Below are 20,284 nucleotides of genomic sequence, written 5' to 3' on the forward strand. Positions count from 1 at the left end.
CTAGATAGCTTGCTGACCTTCCCAATAGGGTTAAGGTTATAGGAAACCTGTTTTTATTTTTGGCATTTGAAGCGGTTCCGGCGAACATGGAAGCGCCAGCCATATTAATCCGAATACTGGTCATAATATGAAGCACGAAACCGCGATCCATCAAGGCACGTCCGTCGCTCCGGACGGTTTGCCCAAGCCGAGAATCTATTGGGCATGGGCAACCCTGATGGTGGGCCTGACGCTTGCCGTCATCGATGGCACTATCGCAAATGTCGCCCTCCCGACGATTGCCGCCGATTTTTCGGCCGGTCCTGCAGCCTCAATCTGGATCGTCAACGGCTACCAGCTTGCAATTGTGGTCACCCTGCTTCCGCTTGCAGCACTTGGCGAAATCTATGGCTACAGGCGTGTCTATCTTGGCGGCGTGGCATTATTCACCGTCGCTTCCGTCGCCTGCGTTTTCTCACGCTCACTGGAAGCGCTCACTTTCGCCCGCATCATACAGGGACTGGGTGCAGCAGGCCTGATGAGCGTCAACACCGCCCTTTTGCGCTATACGGTGCCGCAGGCGAAATTCGGTACAGCCATCGGCCTCAATGCACTCTTCGTCGCCGTTTCATCGACCATCGGGCCGACGCTTGCCGGTGTCATGCTATCGTCCCTGAGCTGGCCGTGGCTTTTCGTCATCAATATTCCACTCGGCGTTGCTGCCGTCCTGATGGGCCTCAAAAGCCTGCCCGAGAATGAGCGCTCCGCACGCAAGTTCGACGTGGTCAGCGCCATCCTGTCAGCGCTCACCTTCGGCCTTCTGGTCACGACTATTGACAGTGCAGGCAACGAAATCGGTTCCTTCGTCGTACTGTTGCAGGCGGTGGGCTGCGTAACCGCAGCTGTTCTTCTCACACGGCGGTCGCTGCGCATGGCCGATCCGCTGCTGCCGCTCGACCTCTTGCGCATTCCCGTCTTTACGCTTTCCATCTGCACTTCGATCATGTCGTTTCTGGCGCAGATGATGGCATTCATCTCACTGCCGTTCCTCTTTCAGGTCGTCTTTGGCTTCAGGCCGATCGAGGTTGGTTTCCTGATGATGCCCTGGCCCATTGCGCTTGCCATCGTCGCACCGCTTTCGGGAAAACTGTCCGACAAGCATTCACCGGCAATTCTGGGCCTGCTTGGGCTCATCATATTCGCCATCGGCCTTGCTCTGGTCGGCATGCTGCCGGAACATCCGTCGATCCCGGATATATGCTGGCGCATGGCAATTTGCGGAATTGGTTTCGGCCTCTTTCAGGCACCGAACAATCGCATGATGATTACCTCGACACCGCGCTCACGCAGCGGGGCCGCCAGCGGCATGCTGGGCACGGCGCGCCTTCTCGGCCAATCGCTGGGGGCGGCTTTCGTCGCCTTTCTGCTGTCGCAATGGGGAGTGGAAGGGACACCCTATATTCTCTTCTTCGCGTCCGGCTTCGCGCTGTTTGCCTCGCTGATCAGCGTCACACGTCTCGGGCGTTGACTTCATCCACAGCTTTGGAGGGAACCGGAAAATATCTTGCACAAAGAAGCAAATTTCCCTGTTGCAATCTCCGGAGCGTTGGTCCATATAGCGCCTGCCTGACGGAAACGAACGGTTTCCGGAATGACTGGCGCGAGCGGGTGTAGCTCAGGGGTAGAGCACAACCTTGCCAAGGTTGGGGTCGAGGGTTCGAATCCCTTCGCCCGCTCCAGTTTTTCTTTAGTTCAGGTTTTACGAAGGCTGCCGACAGGCGGCCTTTCGTGTTTCAGGGCAGTATTTCTGGAAATGGACTATTGCTAGAGCAGCTTGAACGGCAGGCCTGAAACAAGCACCTTTATATAGCGTTTCTTCTGAAAATAGCCGTTGAGTGAAATACGCGGAATCGCTGCGGCTGGCATAACACCTGTTTGCTGCAGCACACCGGGCTGGGTGGTCACGCCCACATCGAACCCGCCTTCTGAAACCGCCCTGATCTCGCGTTCGCCAACGGCCGCCTTCCATCCATATGGATAGGCAAAGGATCGCGGCCTGTAACCAGCATAGCCTCCTACTGATTCGGTCGAGTCAGCGATTTCCTTGGCCAGTCTTTCGTCGTCGACACGACGTAAATTGACATGAGTGACAGTGTGCGCGCCAAGATGCACAAGCGGATCGAGCGCAAGAGCGCGCAATTCCGATGGGTTCATCACCGATTCATCGACAAGGGAAATTGCGTCGATCCCGACCGTCTGTGCAGCTGCATCTATGCGGGCTACTGCCTCGTCTTCGTCGAAACACTGCATGAACTGCACAAGCTGGGCAAAGGCCGCTGATTTCTGGGCCGGAGTTGCTGCGCGCACATCGAGAACACCGCCGCCAAAGTCGAACTGGAAACTGTCGGCCTCCGTCACCAGAGCCGCAATGGTCCGCCACCACATGGATCGCTTGCGTTCCACGAAACCCGTCGTGATGAAAATCGTGTAGGGAATGCTGTATCTGGCAAACACAGGGGCCGCGAAGTCTGCATTGTTCCGATAACCGTCGTCCAGCGTGAAGGCGACATATTTCCGGGTGCTGCCTTGTTCGGAAAGCAGCCTCGGCAAGTCATGCAAATGCACCGGCACAAGGCCCGCTTCCAATGCCGCTTCTATCGCCATTTCAAGCGTTTGCGGCGTAATCGAAAGAATGGCGTTGGGGTCTGACCGATCTGTCGCATCTTCCGGTTTGACGTGATGCATCGTGAAGACGACACCGCGCCCACCGGCAGAAGGGAAAAGCGCCGACGCACCGGAAAAGGCAATAGCCTCCAGCCCCGCACGGATCAGCGGATATTTCAAACTGCCCTTAATAGACCGCAGCGACATCTTCTCGAATATACTTCCCCCGAAGGCCAGACTTGGCGCGGGATCGTGCGCCAGCCGTGAACCCCTCTCGCCTATAGCAATTTCATCTCGCCACGTGAATTGCTTTCGCCGCATCTTATTCCTAGAGCGCATTTCGATCTGATTGAATCAGATCGGCGCTCTCAATATTTGTTTTGGAGCGCATCCCGAAAACCGTTTCACACTTTTCGGGATGCGCTCCAGCAAAAAGGCCGCACGCAAAGCGTACGGCCTTTTATCATTTTGTTCGTTAAACTTAACGCTCAAAGCGAAGTCGAGCTCTTCCACCAGTCGGTTCCGCCATCATGCGCATACTGGTCAATTTCAGCCAGTTCCTCGGCACTGAATTCCAGTCCCTTCAAAGCACCCAAAGAGTTTTCAAGCTGCGCGACCGAGCTTGCCCCGATGAGCGAAGAGGTGACGTGCGGATCGCGAAGCGTCCACGCAATTGCCATCTGGGCCAAAGTCTGTCCACGACGCTCCGCAATGACGTTCAATGCCCGGATGCGCCCCAGCAGTTCTTCGTTCTCTGCGCTGGCTTTCAGGGAGCCGCCCTGATTCGCCCGCGCACCTTCCGGAATGCCGTTCAGATAGCGCGATGTCAGCAAACCCTGAGCCAGCGGCGAAAACACGATGCAACCGGTGCCCAGTTCATCCAGCGTATCGAGAAGCCCATTCTCGATCCAGCGATTGAACATGTTGTAATTCGGCTGGTGAATGAAAAGCGGCACGCGCTCTTCCTTCAGGATCGCCGCCGCCTTCAGCGTCAGTTCCGGCGAATAGCTCGAAATACCGACATAAAGCGCCTTGCCCTGGCGATGCAGATGCGCGAGCGCTCCCATCGTCTCTTCCAGAGGCGTCGTGGCATCGACACGGTGCGAATAGAAGATGTCGACATAGTCGAGACCCATCCGCTGCAGCGACTGGTCGAGACTGGCAATCAGATATTTGCGGCTGCCGCCAATGCCACCGTAAGGCCCCGGCCACATGTCCCAACCGGCTTTCGATGAGATAATCATCTCATCGCGATAAGGTCGAAAATCGCTGGTCATGATGCGACCGAAGTTTTCTTCGGCAGATCCGGGAGGCGGGCCATAATTGTTCGCTAGATCGAAATGGGTCACGCCCAGATCGAAGGCGCGACGGAGAATCGCGCGACCGTTTTCGTAGACATCCCGGCCACCGAAATTGTGCCAGAGGCCAAGCGATATCGCTGGCAGGTCGATACCGCTCCGACCGGTGCGGCGATAGATCATATCTGACTGATAGCGATCAGCCGCTGCAGAATAATGCATAACGCATCTCCATGAGTGAAATGGTTTGACCACGCATGGAAGACAGCGCCGATCCCATGCATAACAGGTGTGACGCATATTTGATCCCGAAGGGGAGCCGAGGCAATGCTAATCTGCTGAGTGTTACTCAACGAAAGAATGACGAATAATCAACAACGGCTCTTAACGTGATCCGACTTCCTCAGCGACCACCAATTTCGCGAGGCCCTGATTTTCGCGGATGAGATCAATCAGCCGTCGCAAACCAGATGGAACCTGTCGTCTGCTCGGATAATACATGGTCAGGGGCGGACCTTCCGAAGCCCAGTCCGGTAGCACGGCTTCAAGTGCACCTGCGTCCAGGTAGTTCTTGACCAATGGCTCCAGACAATAGGCAAAGCCGATCCCGCCCAAAGCGGCTTCCACAGCCTGTTCGGTTTCATTGGCGCAAATCGGTCCTTTCACATCGACCCGGCGCAAGGAAGCACCGTTCCCCAATTCCCATGCATATCGGGAATTGTCCCCGAGCCTCGTCTCTATACACGGCAAGCGGAGCAGATCGTCCGGCGTTTCGGGGCACCCTGCCCTTGATATCAATGCCGGAGATCCGACCACAATCCATTGCAAGGGACCGGTCAGCGCAACGCCAATCATATCCTGCGGCACCCGATCACCATAACGGATCCCCGCATCGAAGCCCTCAGCGACGATATCAACCATCTGGTCATCTATAGTGATGTCGAGATGCATATCGGGATAGGTTTGCGTATAGCGCGGTAAGATGGGCGCGATGATCAGTCGTGCAGCATCGCGCAGCGCGTTGAGCCTTATGCGCCCCGATGGAAAGTCGCGCTGACTGGTCAGAGCTTCCAAGGCCTCCCCTATCGTCCGCAGTCCGCTTTCAAGTTGTGTCGCGAGTGCCGCACCGGCTTCAGTCGGCGTGAGGGAGCGGCTGGTACGGTTGAGCAATCGCACGCCCAAGTCCGCCTCCAGTTTTTTCATACGATGACTGATAGCTGAGGTTGTTACGCCGAGCTCGATTGCAGCCATTTTCATGCTTTTGCGGCGTACGATTGTCACGAATATGTTGAGATCAGCCAGCGCGGAGCGATCGAGGTTCACGATTGTCTTCCTTTGATAACGAGGCTGTTTGATAGCTTAAGCAGATCAGTTTGTCGTTATGGTTGGGACGGGGAGGTTTTGCAGCTGCCTAGGCTGCTTTGGTCAAAAAAAGCCCGCGTTGCGGCGGGTTTTGATTTGGTTTTTGGCTGGTGCCTGGTTGCGTTGTCGGGGGATTGTTACGCTGGATCGTTTCTTTTTGCTGCCCACCCTTGGGGTTATGAGCGCGCTGCGGTGCGTGCGTATAGAACTCGCTTCCGTGCATCGATATTAGGTCGAACGGTCTTCTGCGAGAAGCCGGAGCCAGCTCGCAAAGATACGAACATCGGATATGATCGAGAGATTTATGTATTTTCGTGGGAATTTGGTTGCGGGGGCCGGCGTCGATCATAACTTGCGATCGACGCCGGTAAAGATGGTTGCGGGAGGGCGCACCCATCATAACTTGCTGTTTCGGGCCGCCGCATAGCAACCTTGCCAAGGTTGGAGTCAAGGGTTCGAATCCCTTCGCTCTCTTCAGATTTCTAAAGGAAATCAAAGGATTGAGTAAGGGCCATCTTCGGGTGGCCCTTCCCTTTTTGGGCTTGGCCAACACCTGGTCAACACGAATGACGCCTGAGCAGGCAGGACGGGATGATCGCCTGAACACCAGCCGGACGATGCCTCGGCGAGCCGAACTGATTCGAGTCCGTCTCCAATGCGCATTGCCCAACTGGCTCGGGCAGACAAGTGGACCCGCGTATCGTTTCAGGCCGGGCGAGTTCCTTCACCGCGACCAGCAACAGCCCGATGGACAGGAGGGCCGGAATGACGGGTACACTGCCGCCATGCCAGCGTTTTGTTTCGGCGCTGGGCTGGAGATGCCCATAAGGATCAGGGCGAGAACGGCGTTTTTGCCGGCGCGATTCCAAGTCTCGAAGACGTCCGACTCTTGGCTCAGGTAAGATGAGGTACATCACAGGCGCCCAATCCCCGAACGATATCGAGCGCGCTCAAGTTCGATCCTTAAGGCTGCCTTAAGCCTCGTATAGAAATGCGACCTGGAACCTCGGGTGATAACCATGCGCGTGCTGATAGTCGAAGATGATGCCGTCCTCAGAGACGGATTGACGGTGGGCCTTTCGATTGGCGGCTTCACCGCCGATGCGGTCAAAACCTGCGAAGAAGCCGGCGCAGCTCTCACGAACCATGAGTTCGATGCGCTGGTGCTTGACCTGATGCTTCCCGACGGTTCCGGCCTCGACGTGCTGAAATCCCTGCGGGAACGGCAGGACGCCACGCCCGTCCTCCTCCTGACTGCGCGTGATCAGGTCGCCGACCGGATTCACGGACTGGATGCGGGGGCCGACGACTATCTCGGCAAGCCGTTCGACCTCGACGAGGTCGCGGCGCGGCTGCGCGCGCTCGTCCGCCGTGCCGCTGGCCGGCCGCAGGCGCTTATCGAATGGCGCGGCCTGCGGCTCGATCCTGCAAACCAGAATGTCGAACACCAAGGCGAACCCATCCGCCTGTCGCGGCGCGAATACTCGATTTTGCATGCCCTCATGATCCATCCCGGCCGGATCCTGTCGCGGAGCCAGATCGAGGAGAAGCTTTACGGCTGGCAGGAGGAGGTCGAGAGCAATGCTGTCGAGGTCCACATCCATCATCTTCGCGGCAAGCTGGGACCGGGCATGATCCAGACCGTCCGTGGGATCGGCTATCGCCTCGGAGACGAACCGTGATGCCGTCGATCTCCAAACGGCTGTTCCTGATCCTCGCCCTGACCACCGGTCTCGTCTGGCTGTCGGCGGTCGTCTGGATTTTCCTTTCCACGCGCGCGGAGGTGGAACGGGTTCTCGACGCGCGGCTGATGGAAGCCGGCCGGATGGTTTCCTCATTGATCGTCAGCCAGGAGATCGCCATCGATCCGACGCAAACGATCACGTCCGATCTGCCGGTGCGCGGCCACAGCGCCTATGACCGCCAGCTTTCGTGCCAGATCTGGTCGCTGCAGGGGACATTGATCGGGCGATCGGATGCGGCGCCCGATCAAGCAATGTCGGAGCACACCGACGGGATCTCCGAAACCGTGATAAATGGTGAGCGGTGGCGGGTTTATGCAATCACCAATACCGAGCGCGGTGTTCGCGTTCTGGTCGGCGACAATCTGAGTATCCGTAACGGGTTGGTGAACGACGTCATCCGCGGTCTTCTCCTGCCGGTCCTGCTGATGTTGCCGGTTCTTGCTGTCCTGATCTGGCTCAGCGTCAGGCGCGGCCTTGAGCCGCTAAGGAAGATCGCAGGCGACCTGGAAGCACGACCCGCCTCCGACCTCAGCCCGATCGAGGACGTGCAGACCGCGAAGGAGATTGCGCCGGTCTTGCAGTCGCTCAACGGATTGTTTGCACGCGTGGCCGGGCTTCGGGAACGCGAGCGCAACTTCACCGCCTTTGCCGCCCACGAACTGCGCACGCCGTTGGCCGGCCTCAAGACGCAGGCGCAGGTCGCGCTTGCAAGCGGCGATGGCACGATCCGCGAGCAGGCATTGCGTCAGATCATGGTTGGCGTAGACCGCACCGGCCGGCTCGTTCGGCAATTGCTGGATATGTCGGCGGTTGAGGCGCTCGACCAGGGCGAGCGTAGTGGGAAGGTATGGCCCGGGAGTATACTGAGAGCGCTCGCGGACGAATTAGCAGATCCGACCAGGGGCGTTGCGGTCGAGGTTTCCCCTGATCTTGACCGCATCGAGCTGGACATCGAGCCGGATCTGTTCGCTCTTGCTGCCCGGAATCTGATGGAGAACGCTGTGAACCATTCGCCGCCCGGAGGCGTCGTCAGGTGTCGTGTGGCCGGCCCCGCCGAAGAGGGCCAGATGATCATCGAGGATGATGGTCCCGGTATCCCCGAGGAGGAGTTGGCCCGCGTCACCGAACGCTTCTTTCGCGGCCGCAACAAAGTACCGGTCGGCAGCGGTCTCGGTCTCGCGATCGTCGAACTGGCGCTCGGGCGGAGTGGTTGGCACCTACGACTTCAGAATCGCGATTGCGGAGGGCTGCAAGCGGTGATGGCGAACGCCGCGTGACCCGTTGCACATACATGGTGCGGGGCGCAGCCAACTCATCTTCAAGAAGATGGAGTGCCAGCAGGATGCGCCAACGCAGGGAGTGATCTTCTCGCCGCGCGACGAAGCTATCCCACCAAAAGATGCCCCATAGCCGGATCTGCTATCACAACCAGCGGGCTCCCGTCGCGAACGTTGTCGGCGAGGTGGATGACATCCTGATTGATCATCCGGATGCATCCTGATGAAACGGCCTGGCCGATGGTCCAGAATTCCGGGTTTCCGTGGATGCGATAGATCGTGTCCCGGTTTCCTTCATGAATGTAGAGGGCGCGTGCTCCAAGTGGATTTTTCAGCCCCGGGTCCATGCCGCCATTGGCGATTGAGTAGGGCTCTAACTCGGGTTGGCGCGCAACCATTTCATCGGGAGGTGTCCAGCGCGGCCATTCCCGCTTGTATGCGATATGACGCCCTCGACCAGCCCACGAAAAACCGTCCCTGCCGACACCCACACCGTATCGGGTTGCGCGGCCGTGAGGCTGAACGTGGTAGAGGTAACGGTTTGGCGTATCGACGATGACGATTCCGGCTCGTTCATCGGTTGGATAGTCGACTTCCGTCCGCCACCATTTCGGATCGACCTTGGAAACGTCGACTTCCGGGATCGGGAAGCGCTCGTTCGGCAGTGCGTAGTACATCGGGGGCGTCGGCGGCGGAGGAGGCATCGAGACCGGCTGCGCGACTTGCGGTGTTTGCCTCGTGGAAACGCATCCGGCGAGAGTCATTGCGCTGGCGCCAATGAGGAAAGCGCGTCGCGCGATTGCGGGTGTCGGTAGCTTGCTCACGTTTCGTACGCTCTCTGCTTTGCGATCAATCAGGCCGCACAGCACGATGCCCATCTTAAGAGCAGCTTAAGGTAAGCGCGGCCGAAGATAGCGAAGCGGCGGGGACTTCAGGCGCCGGCCTGCGGCTCAAGTGATCCGGCCGAACAGGTTTTCGATTGGGTGGGGGCACTTTGTTGGAAACGCGGGCTTGCGTCGCAGGCGAGGAGCACTTTTCCGCCCTTAAGCGGGCCTTAAGGAACGCCCGCTTTGCCGCCGGTCCTGTGAAGGAGACGAGGATGCGGACGCGACTTTTAAGAAACAACGCCGTAGCGTCCGCGGAAGGTGTTGGATGCGGCATCGATGCTGATGCTCGACGCAAGAATGACCAATGGACCCGCCGCGAGCTTCTGCTCGGGGGCCTGGTGGTGCCGGTAGGATTGTTGGCGACTCCCAGCGGGATGGCCGCCGCCAATCCGGCTGCAATGGTCACGGACGTCGCTTCCTACCGGGAGAGACTGGAGCAGATCGCACGAACACATAGCTTCGCGCTCATCGACATCCGTGCGGATTGGTGCGCGGTGTGCCACCGCATTGAGCGGGAAATCCTCGCCCACCCTGCTGTGCTGCAACACCTTGAGGCTGTCCCTCTCGTCAAGGTGGACGTCACGGCGATGGACGAGGGAAACCGCCAGCTCCTCTCCCACCTTCGAGCGAGCGGCCCGCCGACATTCTTCGTCGTGGATGCAGCCACCGGACAGGAATACAACGGCACCCGTTCGGTCGGACCGTTCAGCAGGCGCGATCTCATGCGGCGGTTGCGGCCGTTCACCCGATAGTCCGGAGTCAGGATAAACTGCCGTCGCATCTTCGGCTCAATGCGGTCCTTAAGACTGTCTTAAGCTCGGGAGAGTGCGCTCGCTTCAATATCCATGATCTGGAGCTTTGAGACCATGCACGATCGGCGCCTCTGCACACGTAGACCTCATCCTTTCGCTATGGGTAGGCCGCCGTTCCGCGGTGCATTGAGTCGGCGGACCTTGCTCTCGGGCCTGGCGGCGCTCGCTGCCGCCGGCTTTGCCATGCCCGTGCGTGCCGACGACATGTCAGCCGAGATGATCCTGAACGACCCGGAGGCGCCGGTCGGCGGCAACCCGAACGGCGACCTGACGATCGTCTCGTTCTTTGACTATAACTGTCCTTTCTGCAAGCGCACCGTCGAGCCGCTGAATACGGTGCTGGAATCGGACGGCAATGTGCGTCACGTCTACAAGGACTGGCCGATCCTCGCGCAGTCTTCGGTCTATGGCGCAAAGCTGGCGTTGGCGGCCGGGTATCAGAACCGCTACGAGGAAGCCTATCTGGCGTTGATGGGTATCGAAGGGTCGCGGGTGCCAGAAGAGCAGATGCGACAGGCATTGGAAGGTGCCGGCTTCGACACGGCGGGTCTCGAGACCGAAGCCAACCGCCGCGACGCCGAGATCACCGCCTTGCTTCAGCGCAATAACGCGCAGGCCGAGGGGCTCGGTCTGCGTGGCACGCCCGTGTTTCTGATCGGTCGGTTTCTCGTCGCCTCCGCCCTCGACGAGGACGGCTTCCGCCAGGTTGTCGCAGACGCTCGCGAAGCGTCTTGATGCATCCCGATCGCGATCATCCGAGTAATTTCATGTCCTCAATGCCCATACTCCGCCTCCTTGCTGGCCTGTTCTTCGTCTTCCTGTCGCTGCCCGCCGCGGCGCAACAGGAGGATCTCCTGCAAGCCGAGGAAGCCTTCCGTTTCTCGGTTGAGCGGAATGCGGATCAGCAGATCCAACTCCGGTGGGAAATCGAGGAAGGCTATTACCTCTATCGCGATCATCTGGAAGCGAAGGATGCCGCGACCGGCGAGCCGATCCCGCTGTCGACTGGACCGGGCGTCGTGGAGACAGAGGATGCCAACTTCGGTCCTTCGGAGGTCTATTATCTTGAAGCGGTGGCACGTCTCGGCACTGAAGCGCCCGGGCAGGTCGCAGTCACCTATCAGGGCTGCAAGAAGGATTCGATCTGCTATCCGCCGCTGACCCTGACGGTCAACACGGCAAACCTTCAGGTTTCCGAACCCGTTGTCGGCTTTGGCATAGGTCCAACTCCGGCCGCCCCTGCCGGAGGGACGGGAAACGGCGGCTTCAGCCTGGCTGAGGACACGCAGGACGGCGGCATGGTCGGCTCGCTTCTCGCCAGCGGCGGTGCGATCTGGGTGATCGTGAGTTTCCTCGCCTTCGGGCTGTTGCTCGCCTTCACGCCCTGCGTGCTGCCCATGTATCCGATCCTGAGCGCGACCCTGGCGCGCGAGGGCGAGGCATTGACGGCCCGGCGCGGCTTCATCCTGTCTTTGGCCTATGTGCTGGCAATGGCCGCAGCGTTTGGCCTGCTTGGCGTGGTTGCCGCGTGGTCCGGCCAAAACCTCCAGATGGTGCTGCAATCGCCCTACGCCATTGGCGCCGTCGCAGCGCTGTTCGTCGTGCTGGCGACGGCGATGTTCGGCCTGTTCGAACTGCAACTGCCGACCACCTGGGTCAGCCGGATGGCAGGGGTACAGGCCGGCACGCGCGGCTCGGTGGGCGGAGCCGCCGGAATGGGCTTCCTTTCCGCGCTGATCGTCGGTCCCTGCGTCACCGCGCCGCTCGCCGCGGCACTTCTCTATATCGCACATACGGGCGATGCCTGGATCGGCGCGAGTGCGCTGTTTGCCCTCGGGCTCGGCCAAGGCATTCCGCTGATCGCCTTTGGCACGATGGGGAGCCGCGCTCTGCCGCGTGCGGGGGCGTGGATGGTGCAGGTCAAATACGCGTTCGGCTTCGTCTTTCTCGGCGCGGCGATCTGGATGGTCTCCCGAATCCTGCCGCCGCAAGTGACGCTGGCGCTTTGGGCGGGCCTCCTCTTGATTGTTGCGGTCTTCATCGGCGTCGCTGATCGGCTCCTGGCCGATGCGGGTGCCTGGCCACGTTTCCGCAAAGCCGCCGGACTTGGGGTTTCCCTCGGCGGCGTCATCCTGGCGATCGGGGCGGCGTCGGGCGGGACCGACCCGCTACGTCCGCTCGCCCACTTCGTCATGACCGGTTCGGGCCAGCAGATCGCCCAGTCCGAGATGACATTCATCGAGGCAAACTCGACGCCGCAGGTCGAGCAAGCGATTGCCTCTGCCAACGGACGTCCGACATTGGTCTATTTCACGGCCGACTGGTGCGTCATCTGCAAGACGATCGAACGCGACGTCTTTTCGAGCACGGAAATCGTTGCCGCACTGAACGACTTCCAGCGTGTCAAGGTGGATCTGACCGGACTGGATGAGGCCAGTCAGGGTCTGATGCGCGATCTTGCTGTGGTCGGCCCACCGACCATGATCTTCTTCAACCGAAATGCCTCGGAGGCAAACGGCTCCCGCCTCATCGGCGATGTGACAACCGATACGTTGCTGACATCGGTCTCTCAGGCGAGGCAGTGAGATGAACGCAGTCGCCATCGGGCCTTTCGTCTTCGCACCCGACCGCTTCGCCGCGATCCTCGCCATCGCCGCCTTTCTCCTGCTGAGCGAGATCCTCGCCCGCAAGGTCGATCAGCGCTTTTCGTCCTGGGCCTGGGGCGCGACCGTCGCTTTCGTGGTCGGCGCGCGCGTCGGGCACGTCATCCAGCACGCGAGCAGTTTCCTCGCCGAGCCGCTGCGCGTATTCTACATGTGGCAGGGCGGCTTCATGATCGAAGCCGGCATTGCGCTGGCGTTCGCCTACACGTTCTTTCGCTTCCGGCGCGAATTGCGGCTCACATTGTGGACGGCCCTGCCGAGCGCCGCTGCGGCCTATGTCGCGTTCTTCGTACTGCAGCTCAGCGCCGGCGTGCCGGCGACACCGCTGCCGACCGGAGACATCTACCGCACGCTGGCCGGAGAACGGTTCAATCCAAGTGAACTCGAAGGTCAACCTGTGGTCATCAACCTGTGGGCGACGTGGTGCCCGCCCTGCCGCCGTGAAATGCCGATGATGGCGGACGTTGCCGCAAATACGGACGCTGCCGAACTTGTCTTCGTCAACCAAGGTGAAGGCCAGGAGATCATTCAGCGCTACCTCACAGCCGAGAATCTTGAGCTTGAGCATGTGGTGCTCGACGGACTCGGTGAGTTCGGTCGTCATTACGAGGTACCGGGCCTGCCGGCTACGTTGTTCCTCAAGAGCGACGGGACGCTGCAATCGGTACACATGGGCGAGATCTCAAGAGAAGCCCTCGTGAGCGGCATTCAAGGTCTCGAATAGCCGCCGCAGGTCCGGCACGGCTGGCTTTTGCTGACGACCGTGACGAAGCTGCGACCATCCTCATGATGTTTTGTCATGCAATCCTCATTGAGCCTGCCACTCTCGGACGCTATTGGGCAAGGCAACAGGTCTTAGGGCCTTTGATCGAGACGAGCCTTAATTGTCTCCATCTGCTCGATCTCGCTGCGCTGGGCTGCGATGATTTCTTCGCAAAGCGTCAGCAATTCAGCATCGCGCAGGTCTGCTTCCCGGCACATGAGGATCGCGCCCGAGTGGTGCGGGATCATCGAATCGATGAACTGCCCGTCACCGATCAGGGTTTGGCTTCGTGTGGCTGCGAATGAGGCGATCGTCAAGACGAGGAAGACGGCGTAGAGGGTGATATTGAGCCCTTTTCGCGGAAACATGCCGGGCATCGTTGCCAGCATGAAGATGCCCATCGGCGCCCACATGGTCACGGCCATGTAGAACATGTTGAGATTGTTTCGGAAATCTTGAAATCCGTCGATCATCGAGAACATGACGACGTACATGACGATCAGGCCGAGCGCCATGTTGATCCAGAACATCAGGTAGGGACGTCCTTCGCCGTGATCGGCGTGTTCGTGCTTGCCATTATGGGACGATTGGGTCATCTCGTGGCTCCTTGGTTTTCGCTTAATGTCCGAGACCGATGCCCATGGGCTTGAGTAGCATCCAGATCGCCATTCCGACCATCATCAGGTTCTCCGTCAGCGAGACGAAGCCGAGCGGAACGTTGCTGTCACCGCCAACGCAGGCGCATTTGAGTTCGCGCTTGTCGATATAGACCGCCTTGAAGACCGATACGGCTCCGACAGTGCCGATGAAGAGGGCAACGGGGATCGACAGCCACATCAGCGCGCCGGCCATCATCAGGATGCCCGCCAGCGCTTCGGCGAACGGATAGACGTAGGAGTAGCGCACCCAGCGCTGGGCGAACAGATCGTAGTTGAGGAACATGGTAGCGAAGCTTTCCACGTCCTTGAGCTTCTGCAGGGCGAGCAGACACATGGCGATGGCAATGAACCATTCTGCCGCCGCAACGGTCGCAAGGGTACCGAACGCGGCCCAACTCGTCGCTAGCGCCATCAACGCAGCCATCGCGAACAACGCGATCACCGGCGTATAGGTGGTGGCGTCCTTGTCCTTTACCTCCTTGCCGAAGAAGGCGAGAAGATCGTCGTAGCCGCCGATGCGATTGCCGCCGATAAAGGTCTGCGGTGTGGTGTCGACGCCGTGCGTTTTCTTGAAAGCATCGATCTCGGCGCGCGACGTCAGCTCATGATCGTTGACCTCGTAGCCCTGCCGTTTCAGGAGGTCGAGCGATTTGAGACCGTAGGGACAGGTATGTTCGTGGGTCACCATCCTGTGCAGGTCGGCGCGTTTTGCGGTGGAAGTGGCCATGTCGTCAGTCCTTCGATTTCAGAGTTTTGCTTTTGCGAACACCTCGACCAACTCGCTGAATTTGCGGCGTTGCGCGTCCGCATCACCTGCCGCTATCGCTTCCTCGACACAGCAAGCGGCGTGGGTCTTGAGGATTTCGGTCTCGACCTTGGCCAGCGCCGCCTTGATGGCGTGGATCTGATGCAGGATATCGATGCAGTAACGGTCATCGGCCACCATCTGGCTGACCCCTCGCACCTGTCCTTCGATTCGCTTGAGCCTCGCGCGGAGGGCTTTGTTGTCCTTCTGGCACATGGCCGTAAAATACCCCGTATGGGTATATTTAAGGTTCGAGAGCCATCTTGGTTCCCTCCGATCAAAAAATCTCGCCGGCGCTTTCTGTCTGCTTTGCACCATTGTCGCGATCATCAGTGGGGTTGACCTTCCAATGGTTGGAACCCTCATCTTGGAGGGCCAAACGAAGGAGATGGACATGAAGATCAGAGCCGAGAATCTGATCGCCGCAGTTGGAGAGCTTCGGGTCGGGTTGCTTGCGGTCAGGGATCTGGCCGATACGCTGTTATCCCTGGTCGAGGCCCGCGGACGCATCACCATTTTCGAAACAGGGTTCCAGACGTGGTTCAGCGTCCACGCGAGCCGTTTGCCTTGACCGAAGGCGCACCGATGGGGCGCTTGTCGCCTTCGCGGTGGCAACCGTCCTCGTGCTGATGACCGGCAAAGGAAAAGGGCGGAATTGATCCGCCCTTCACCGTCTCATTGGCTGCGCTTGGCCAGCCATTCCTGCATCTGCGCGATTTCCGCCTCCTGGGCGGAGATGACCTCCTCAGCAAGTGCTCGCACCTCGGGGTCTGATCCGTGTTCGAGAACGACACGAGCCATGTCGATGGCGCCCTGGTGATGGGGGATCATGCCGCGCATGAAATCCTCATCCGCATCGCCCGTAAACTCGATCGCCATATCGGCATGCATCTTGTCGTTGACTTGCTGGTAGGCGCGAATGACAGGGTTATCCGAAGGCGCGGTGGCGCCGTGTCCGGCATGTTCGCCGTGATTCATGGTCGCTCCTTGGCCTTGCTCGTCCATCTGAGACTGTGCGTAGGCGAGTCCGCCAGCAATGACGAACGCGCCGGCAATGAAGATCGGGGTGAGCTTGTTCATGACACAGCTCCTGGTCAGTTTACAGTTGCAGGATAGCCGGCTTCTTCGAGAACCTGCTGAATAGCCCCCGCACTAGCAGTCGTCTCAACCTTGACCGCCCGCGCCTCCGGATTCGTCTCCACCCTGGCGGTGGGGTCGACTGACTGGATCGCCTTGGTGACGGATTTTGCGCAGCCACCGCAGGTCATGTTCTCGATTCTGAGTTCCATGAGAATTCTCCTTGTTTGGTCTCACGTTGCCAAATGTGGGGCTTCCAACCATGGGAAGGTCAATGGCGATTTTTCTCTGTTTGTCCTCTTGACCTTCCCATGGTTGGAAATCCCATCTTCTGTCCGAACTGGAATTTCGGGACAAAAAAGGAGGCGGCTATGAATGCCCCCGTTCGAGCAACAGACCTGTCTGGAACGATATCACTCCCCATTGAGGGGATGACCTGTGCATCCTGCGTAGGTCGTGTCGAAAGAGCCCTCAAGGCCGTGCCTGGCGTCGCCGATGCGGTCGTCAATCTGGCGACCGAAAAGGCGAGCATCACCACGAACGCTGCGGTCGATCCTGCCACTCTCGTCAAGGCCGTGGAGGATGTAGGCTATGAGGTTGCGGCAAGCTTCTCCGCGCCGACGGCAGCCTCGCTTGAAGTGGCGATCGAGGGCATGACCTGCGCATCCTGCGTGGGACGCGTCGAAAAGGCGCTCAAGGCCGTACCCGGCGTCACTAATGCCGTCGTCAACCTCGCGACCGAGAAGGCCACGATCCAGGGCAGCGCCGATGCGGCGGCTTTGGTGGCTGCCATCGAGGGCGCGGGATACGACGCCAGGGTGATCGCCACGGCGGCAGGAACCAGCCAGGGCGAGACGGATGATCGTACCGAAAAGAAGGAAGCGGAACGTCGTGAACTGACCCGCGATTTCACCATCGCGGCGGTGCTGACGGTGCCTGTCTTCATCCTGGAGATGGGCTCACACGTCATTCCGGGCATGCATGACCTGATCGCTTCAACCATCGGCATGCAGACGAACTGGTATATCCAGTTCGTGTTGACGACCATCGTCCTGTTCGTTCCGGGTATCCGCTTTTACGACAAGGGGCTGCCCGCCCTGTGGCGGCTCGCCCCCGACATGAACTCGCTGGTCGCGGTCGGCACGCTCGCCGCCTATGGCTATTCGCTGGTCGCGACCTTCGCGCCCGGTTTCCTGCCTGCCGGAACGGTGAACGTCTATTTCGAGGCTGCCGCCGTCATCGTTACGCTGATCCTGCTCGGCCGTTTGCTGGAGGCTCGTGCCAAGGGACGCACCTCCGAGGCGATCAAGCGTCTCGTCGGCCTTCAGGCCAAGATGGCGCGCGTGCGCAGGGACGGCAAGACGATCGAACTGCCGATCGACGCCGTGCTGTCGGGAGACATCGTCGAGGTTCGTCCCGGCGATCGCATCCCGGTGGATGGCGAGGTCATCGAAGGCCAGAGCTATGTCGACGAATCGATGATCACGGGCGAACCGATCCCGGTGTCCAAAACGAATGGCAGCGAGGTCGTGGCCGGAACGGTGAACCAGAAGGGCGCCTTTGCCATCCGTGCGACGGCGGTCGGCGGCAACACGGTGCTGTCGCAGATCATCCGCATGGTCGAGGAAGCGCAAGGCTCAAAGCTACCGATCCAGGCGCTGGTCGACAAGGTCACGATGTATTTTGTGCCGGCGGTGTTTGCGGTAGCGATCCTCACCTTCGCCGCATGGATGTGGTTCGGCCCGTCGCCCGCGCTGACCTTCGCTCTGGTCAATGCCGTCGCCGTCCTGATCATCGCCTGCCCCTGCGCCATGGGTCTGGCGACGCCGACCTCGATCATGGTGGGCACGGGCCGCGGTGCGGAACTGGGCGTGCTCTTCCGCAAGGGCGAAGCGTTGCAGCTGCTCAAGGACGCCAGGGTCGTCGCCGTCGACAAGACGGGCACACTGACCGAAGGCAAGCCTGCGCTCACCGATCTGGAACTGGCCATCGGATTCAACCGGGCAAATGTCCTCGGTTTGGTTGCGGCCGTCGAAGCGAAGTCGGAGCATCCGATCGCCCGTGCGATCGTGGATGCGGCCGCCGGGGAGGACATCCCGCTGCCGGCCGTGTCGGACTTCGAGTCGGTGACGGGTTTCGGCGTCAAGGCCATGGTCGGCGGCAGCCAAGTCGAGATTGGCGCTGACCGCTACATGGCAGACCTCGGCCACGACGTAGCTGCCTTCGCCAAGATTGCCGAACGTCTCGGCAATGAGGGCAAGTCACCGCTCTATGCCGCCATCGACGGCAAGCTCGCGGCGATTATCGCCGTGGCCGATCCGATCAAGGAGACGACGCCCGCAGCGATCAAGGCGCTGCACGATCTCGGCCTCAAGGTCGCGATGATCACCGGCGACAATGCCCGCACGGCAAAAGCCATCGCGGCTCGGCTGGGGATCGACGAGGTGGTGGCGGAAGTGCTGCCGGACGGCAAGGTCGACGCTGTACGCCGCCTCAAAGCCCAGCATGGCAAGGTCGCTTTCGTCGGCGATGGCATCAACGACGCTCCGGCGCTGGCCGAAGCGGATGTGGGCCTTGCCATCGGCACGGGTACGGACATTGCCATCGAGGCAGCCGACGTGGTGCTGATGTCGGGCAGCCTGCAAGGCGTGCCGAACGCGATCGCACTGTCCAAGGCGACGATCGGCAACATCCGGCAGAACCTGTTCTGGGCCTTTGCCTACAACACGGCTCTGATCCCCGTTGCCGCCGGTCTGCTCTATCCGGCCTACGGCATCCTGCTGTCGCCGGTCTTTGCCGCCGGCGCGATGGCCCTGTCGAGCGTCTTCGTCCTCGGCAACGCGCTGAGGCTCAAGACCTTCCGCGCGCCCGCGCAGACGGAAAGCGGCGCAGTCCGGCCCCGTCAGCCTGAACTTGCGCCTGCGGAATGAGAAACAGGCGAGCCTGCTTCGGCAGGCTCGCCACATGTAAAGGAATGAAGCGATGACCAATACGGGAACTCCGTCAGTGGTGCTGTATACCACGCCAACCTGCCCCGATTGCCATGCCGTCAAGCGATGGCTTGCTGACCAGGGTGTCCCATTCGAAGAGCGTGACCTGTCAGATCCGCAGATCGCCGAAGAGGCGAAAGCGCGGACCGGCGTGCGCGTTGCCCCGATCACGATTGTCAACGAACAGGTCTTCTATGGCACCTTTGCTGACCAGAAACCTCGTCTGGCGGAAGCCCTGTCATCGGGCGCCGCCTGAGGGAGATTGTCATGGGAAGACAAATCGAAATTCGGCAGGCGGGGCGCATCATCGACGTGCCGGATGGCCGAACCATTCTGGAGAGAGCGCTAGAAGAAGGGATCGCATATCCTCATGGATGCCGTTCGGGCCGCTGCGGCTCGTGCAAGTCCCGACTGGTCAGCGGCGAGGTCGATCTTCTGCCGCACACGCGCTTTGCCCTGACGGACGATGAGCGGTCTCAGGGACTGATCCTTGCATGCCGCGCGCAGCCGCTCACGGATTGCACGGTCGCATGGCTCGATGAGGAGGAAGAACAGCTTGATCTTCCCGTCCGCACCTATCGCACGCGGGTTGTCGCGATCGATGACGCAACCCACGACATCCGGCAAATCAGGCTGGAGGTCGAAACGGGAGAGGCCGTCGCGTTCAAGGCGGGCCAGTATGCGCAGGTGACGTTCGATGGCGTTCCGGCGCGCGACTATTCGATGGCGAACCAGCCGGGTCGAGACCATCTCGAATTCCACATCAGGCATGTGCCCGGTGGAGCGACGAGCGAACACGTCGCCAGGTCACTCAAGGTCGGCGACGAGGTTTCGGTTCGCGGGCCGCTCGGCAGTTCGTTTCTGCGCGAACAGCATACGGGTCCAATTCTGGCGGTCGCCGGCGGATCGGGACTGGCGCCGATCAAGTCGATTGTCGAAACGGCGCTGGCAAGCGGCCTGCGGCAGCCGATCCATCTCTATTTCGGGGCACGGACGGAACGTGATCTCTATCTCGTCGATCATTTCAGTCTTCTGGCGAGCACCTACGACAACCTCACCTTCATGCCCGTGCTTTCGGAGGTGAGCCGATCCGATCACTTCCGAACCGGCCTGGTAACGGATGCGATCGTGAGTGACGTGCAGGACCTCAATGGCTGGAAGGCATATATGGCCGGACCGCCTGCCATGATCGATGCTTCCGGCATCATGCTTCGCGAACTGGGCTTGCGCGGCGAGGACATACATGCGGACGTGTTTTTTACGCCCGAAGAAGCGCCTACATAAGTCGAAGAAAGGAACCAGC

General features: G+C 60.0%; 20 protein-coding genes and 2 tRNA genes. 13 read left to right on the top strand and 9 right to left on the bottom strand.

Translation table 11 applies throughout. The features are described from left to right. Positions 1–127: 127 nt before the first annotated feature. Positions 128–1,507, top strand: coding sequence for an MFS transporter (locus CES86_RS08010; RefSeq protein WP_094514145.1), 1,380 nt, complete (start codon positions 128–130; stop codon positions 1,505–1,507). Positions 1,508–1,643: 136 nt separating this feature from the next. Continuing rightward, a tRNA-Gly gene (locus CES86_RS08015) sits at positions 1,644–1,718 on the top strand. 85 nt (positions 1,719–1,803) lie between these two features. Here the strand turns inward: CES86_RS08015 and CES86_RS08020 are convergent. The 3 genes from CES86_RS08020 to CES86_RS08030 all read right to left on the bottom strand — a co-directional run bounded on the left by CES86_RS08020 (position 1,804) and on the right by CES86_RS08030 (position 5,264). After that, on the bottom strand, positions 1,804–2,850 hold the full coding sequence (locus tag CES86_RS08020; RefSeq protein ID WP_094514147.1) for a polysaccharide deacetylase family protein: 1,047 nt from the start codon (positions 2,848–2,850) through the stop codon (positions 1,804–1,806). Between the two features lie 281 nt (positions 2,851–3,131). Next, a complete protein-coding gene (mgrA, locus tag CES86_RS08025) occupies positions 3,132–4,163 on the bottom strand; it encodes an L-glyceraldehyde 3-phosphate reductase (protein ID WP_094514148.1) in 1,032 nt (343 codons plus the stop codon). A gap of 162 nt (positions 4,164–4,325) precedes the next feature. Beyond that, positions 4,326–5,264: a LysR family transcriptional regulator gene (locus tag CES86_RS08030; RefSeq protein ID WP_094514150.1), complete on the bottom strand. Its 939-nt coding sequence runs from the start codon at positions 5,262–5,264 to the stop codon at positions 4,326–4,328. A 422-nt stretch (positions 5,265–5,686) separates the two neighbouring features. Between CES86_RS08030 and CES86_RS27470 the strand changes: the two genes are divergently transcribed. The 3 genes from CES86_RS27470 to CES86_RS08045 all read left to right on the top strand — a co-directional run bounded on the left by CES86_RS27470 (position 5,687) and on the right by CES86_RS08045 (position 8,325). Next, positions 5,687–5,777: transfer RNA gene (locus tag CES86_RS27470), tRNA-OTHER, on the top strand. Between the two features lie 545 nt (positions 5,778–6,322). Beyond that, positions 6,323–6,985 carry a response regulator gene (locus CES86_RS08040; RefSeq protein WP_012092695.1) on the top strand — a complete coding sequence of 221 codons (663 nt, stop codon included), beginning with the start codon at positions 6,323–6,325 and terminating at the stop codon, positions 6,983–6,985. Further along, positions 6,985–8,325: an ATP-binding protein gene (locus tag CES86_RS08045; protein WP_012092694.1), complete on the top strand. Its 1,341-nt coding sequence runs from the start codon at positions 6,985–6,987 to the stop codon at positions 8,323–8,325. The genes CES86_RS08040 and CES86_RS08045 overlap by 1 nt, the downstream gene beginning before the upstream one ends. Positions 8,326–8,432: 107 nt before the next feature. Here CES86_RS08045 and CES86_RS08050 read toward each other — a convergent pair whose 3' ends face one another. Further along, entirely contained in the window at positions 8,433–9,089 is a 657-nt protein-coding gene (locus tag CES86_RS08050) for a L,D-transpeptidase (RefSeq protein WP_109707754.1), read from the bottom strand. Positions 9,090–9,424: 335 nt separating this feature from the next. Between CES86_RS08050 and CES86_RS08055 the strand changes: the two genes are divergently transcribed. The 4 genes from CES86_RS08055 to CES86_RS08070 all read left to right on the top strand — a co-directional run bounded on the left by CES86_RS08055 (position 9,425) and on the right by CES86_RS08070 (position 13,411). Beyond that, positions 9,425–9,964: a thioredoxin family protein gene (locus CES86_RS08055; protein WP_012092692.1), complete on the top strand. Its 540-nt coding sequence runs from the start codon at positions 9,425–9,427 to the stop codon at positions 9,962–9,964. 186 nt (positions 9,965–10,150) lie between these two features. After that, on the top strand, positions 10,151–10,759 hold the full coding sequence (locus tag CES86_RS08060; protein WP_037092232.1) for a DsbA family protein: 609 nt from the start codon (positions 10,151–10,153) through the stop codon (positions 10,757–10,759). A gap of 32 nt (positions 10,760–10,791) precedes the next feature. Then, a complete protein-coding gene (gene dsbD / locus CES86_RS08065) occupies positions 10,792–12,609 on the top strand; it encodes a protein-disulfide reductase DsbD (protein WP_034658536.1) in 1,818 nt (605 codons plus the stop codon). A gap of 1 nt (position 12,610) precedes the next feature. Continuing rightward, entirely contained in the window at positions 12,611–13,411 is an 801-nt protein-coding gene (locus tag CES86_RS08070) for a TlpA disulfide reductase family protein (protein WP_012092689.1), read from the top strand. A gap of 131 nt (positions 13,412–13,542) precedes the next feature. Here the strand turns inward: CES86_RS08070 and CES86_RS08075 are convergent, their stop codons facing one another. Genes CES86_RS08075 through CES86_RS08085 form a run of 3 tightly spaced genes read right to left on the bottom strand, consistent with a single transcriptional unit; the run spans position 13,543 to position 15,130 of the window. Further along, complete coding sequence (locus tag CES86_RS08075; RefSeq protein ID WP_012092688.1) at positions 13,543–14,046, bottom strand: DUF305 domain-containing protein; 504 nt, start codon at positions 14,044–14,046, stop codon at positions 13,543–13,545. A gap of 22 nt (positions 14,047–14,068) precedes the next feature. Next, entirely contained in the window at positions 14,069–14,836 is a 768-nt protein-coding gene (locus CES86_RS08080) for a glutaredoxin family protein (RefSeq protein WP_012092687.1), read from the bottom strand. A gap of 18 nt (positions 14,837–14,854) precedes the next feature. Continuing rightward, complete coding sequence (locus CES86_RS08085) at positions 14,855–15,130, bottom strand: metal-sensitive transcriptional regulator (protein ID WP_028034411.1); 276 nt, start codon at positions 15,128–15,130, stop codon at positions 14,855–14,857. Between the two features lie 178 nt (positions 15,131–15,308). Here CES86_RS08085 and CES86_RS27475 point away from each other — a divergent pair, with 178 nt between their 5' ends. Then, a complete protein-coding gene (locus tag CES86_RS27475; RefSeq protein ID WP_156122387.1) occupies positions 15,309–15,485 on the top strand; it encodes a hypothetical protein in 177 nt (58 codons plus the stop codon). 104 nt (positions 15,486–15,589) lie between these two features. On the opposite strand, the gene copM is transcribed toward CES86_RS27475, so the two are convergent. Further along, positions 15,590–15,994: a CopM family metallochaperone gene (gene copM / locus CES86_RS08095; RefSeq protein ID WP_012092685.1), complete on the bottom strand. Its 405-nt coding sequence runs from the start codon at positions 15,992–15,994 to the stop codon at positions 15,590–15,592. 14 nt (positions 15,995–16,008) lie between these two features. Continuing rightward, positions 16,009–16,203, bottom strand: coding sequence for a heavy-metal-associated domain-containing protein (locus CES86_RS08100; protein ID WP_012092684.1), 195 nt, complete (start codon positions 16,201–16,203; stop codon positions 16,009–16,011). 159 nt (positions 16,204–16,362) lie between these two features. On the opposite strand from CES86_RS08100, the gene CES86_RS08105 reads away from it, so the two are divergent. From CES86_RS08105 to CES86_RS08115, 3 genes are read left to right on the top strand one after another with little or no spacing between them, the layout of a single operon-like run. Continuing rightward, positions 16,363–18,921: a heavy metal translocating P-type ATPase gene (locus CES86_RS08105; RefSeq protein WP_094514151.1), complete on the top strand. Its 2,559-nt coding sequence runs from the start codon at positions 16,363–16,365 to the stop codon at positions 18,919–18,921. A gap of 52 nt (positions 18,922–18,973) precedes the next feature. Further along, positions 18,974–19,237 carry a glutaredoxin family protein gene (locus tag CES86_RS08110; RefSeq protein ID WP_012092682.1) on the top strand — a complete coding sequence of 88 codons (264 nt, stop codon included), beginning with the start codon at positions 18,974–18,976 and terminating at the stop codon, positions 19,235–19,237. 11 nt (positions 19,238–19,248) lie between these two features. Continuing rightward, on the top strand, positions 19,249–20,265 hold the full coding sequence (locus tag CES86_RS08115) for a 2Fe-2S iron-sulfur cluster-binding protein (RefSeq protein ID WP_012092681.1): 1,017 nt from the start codon (positions 19,249–19,251) through the stop codon (positions 20,263–20,265). Positions 20,266–20,284: the final 19 nt, after the last annotated feature.

The sequence above is a fragment of the Brucella lupini genome, assembly GCF_002252535.1.
Classification (GTDB): Bacteria; Pseudomonadota; Alphaproteobacteria; order Rhizobiales; family Rhizobiaceae; genus Brucella; species Brucella anthropi.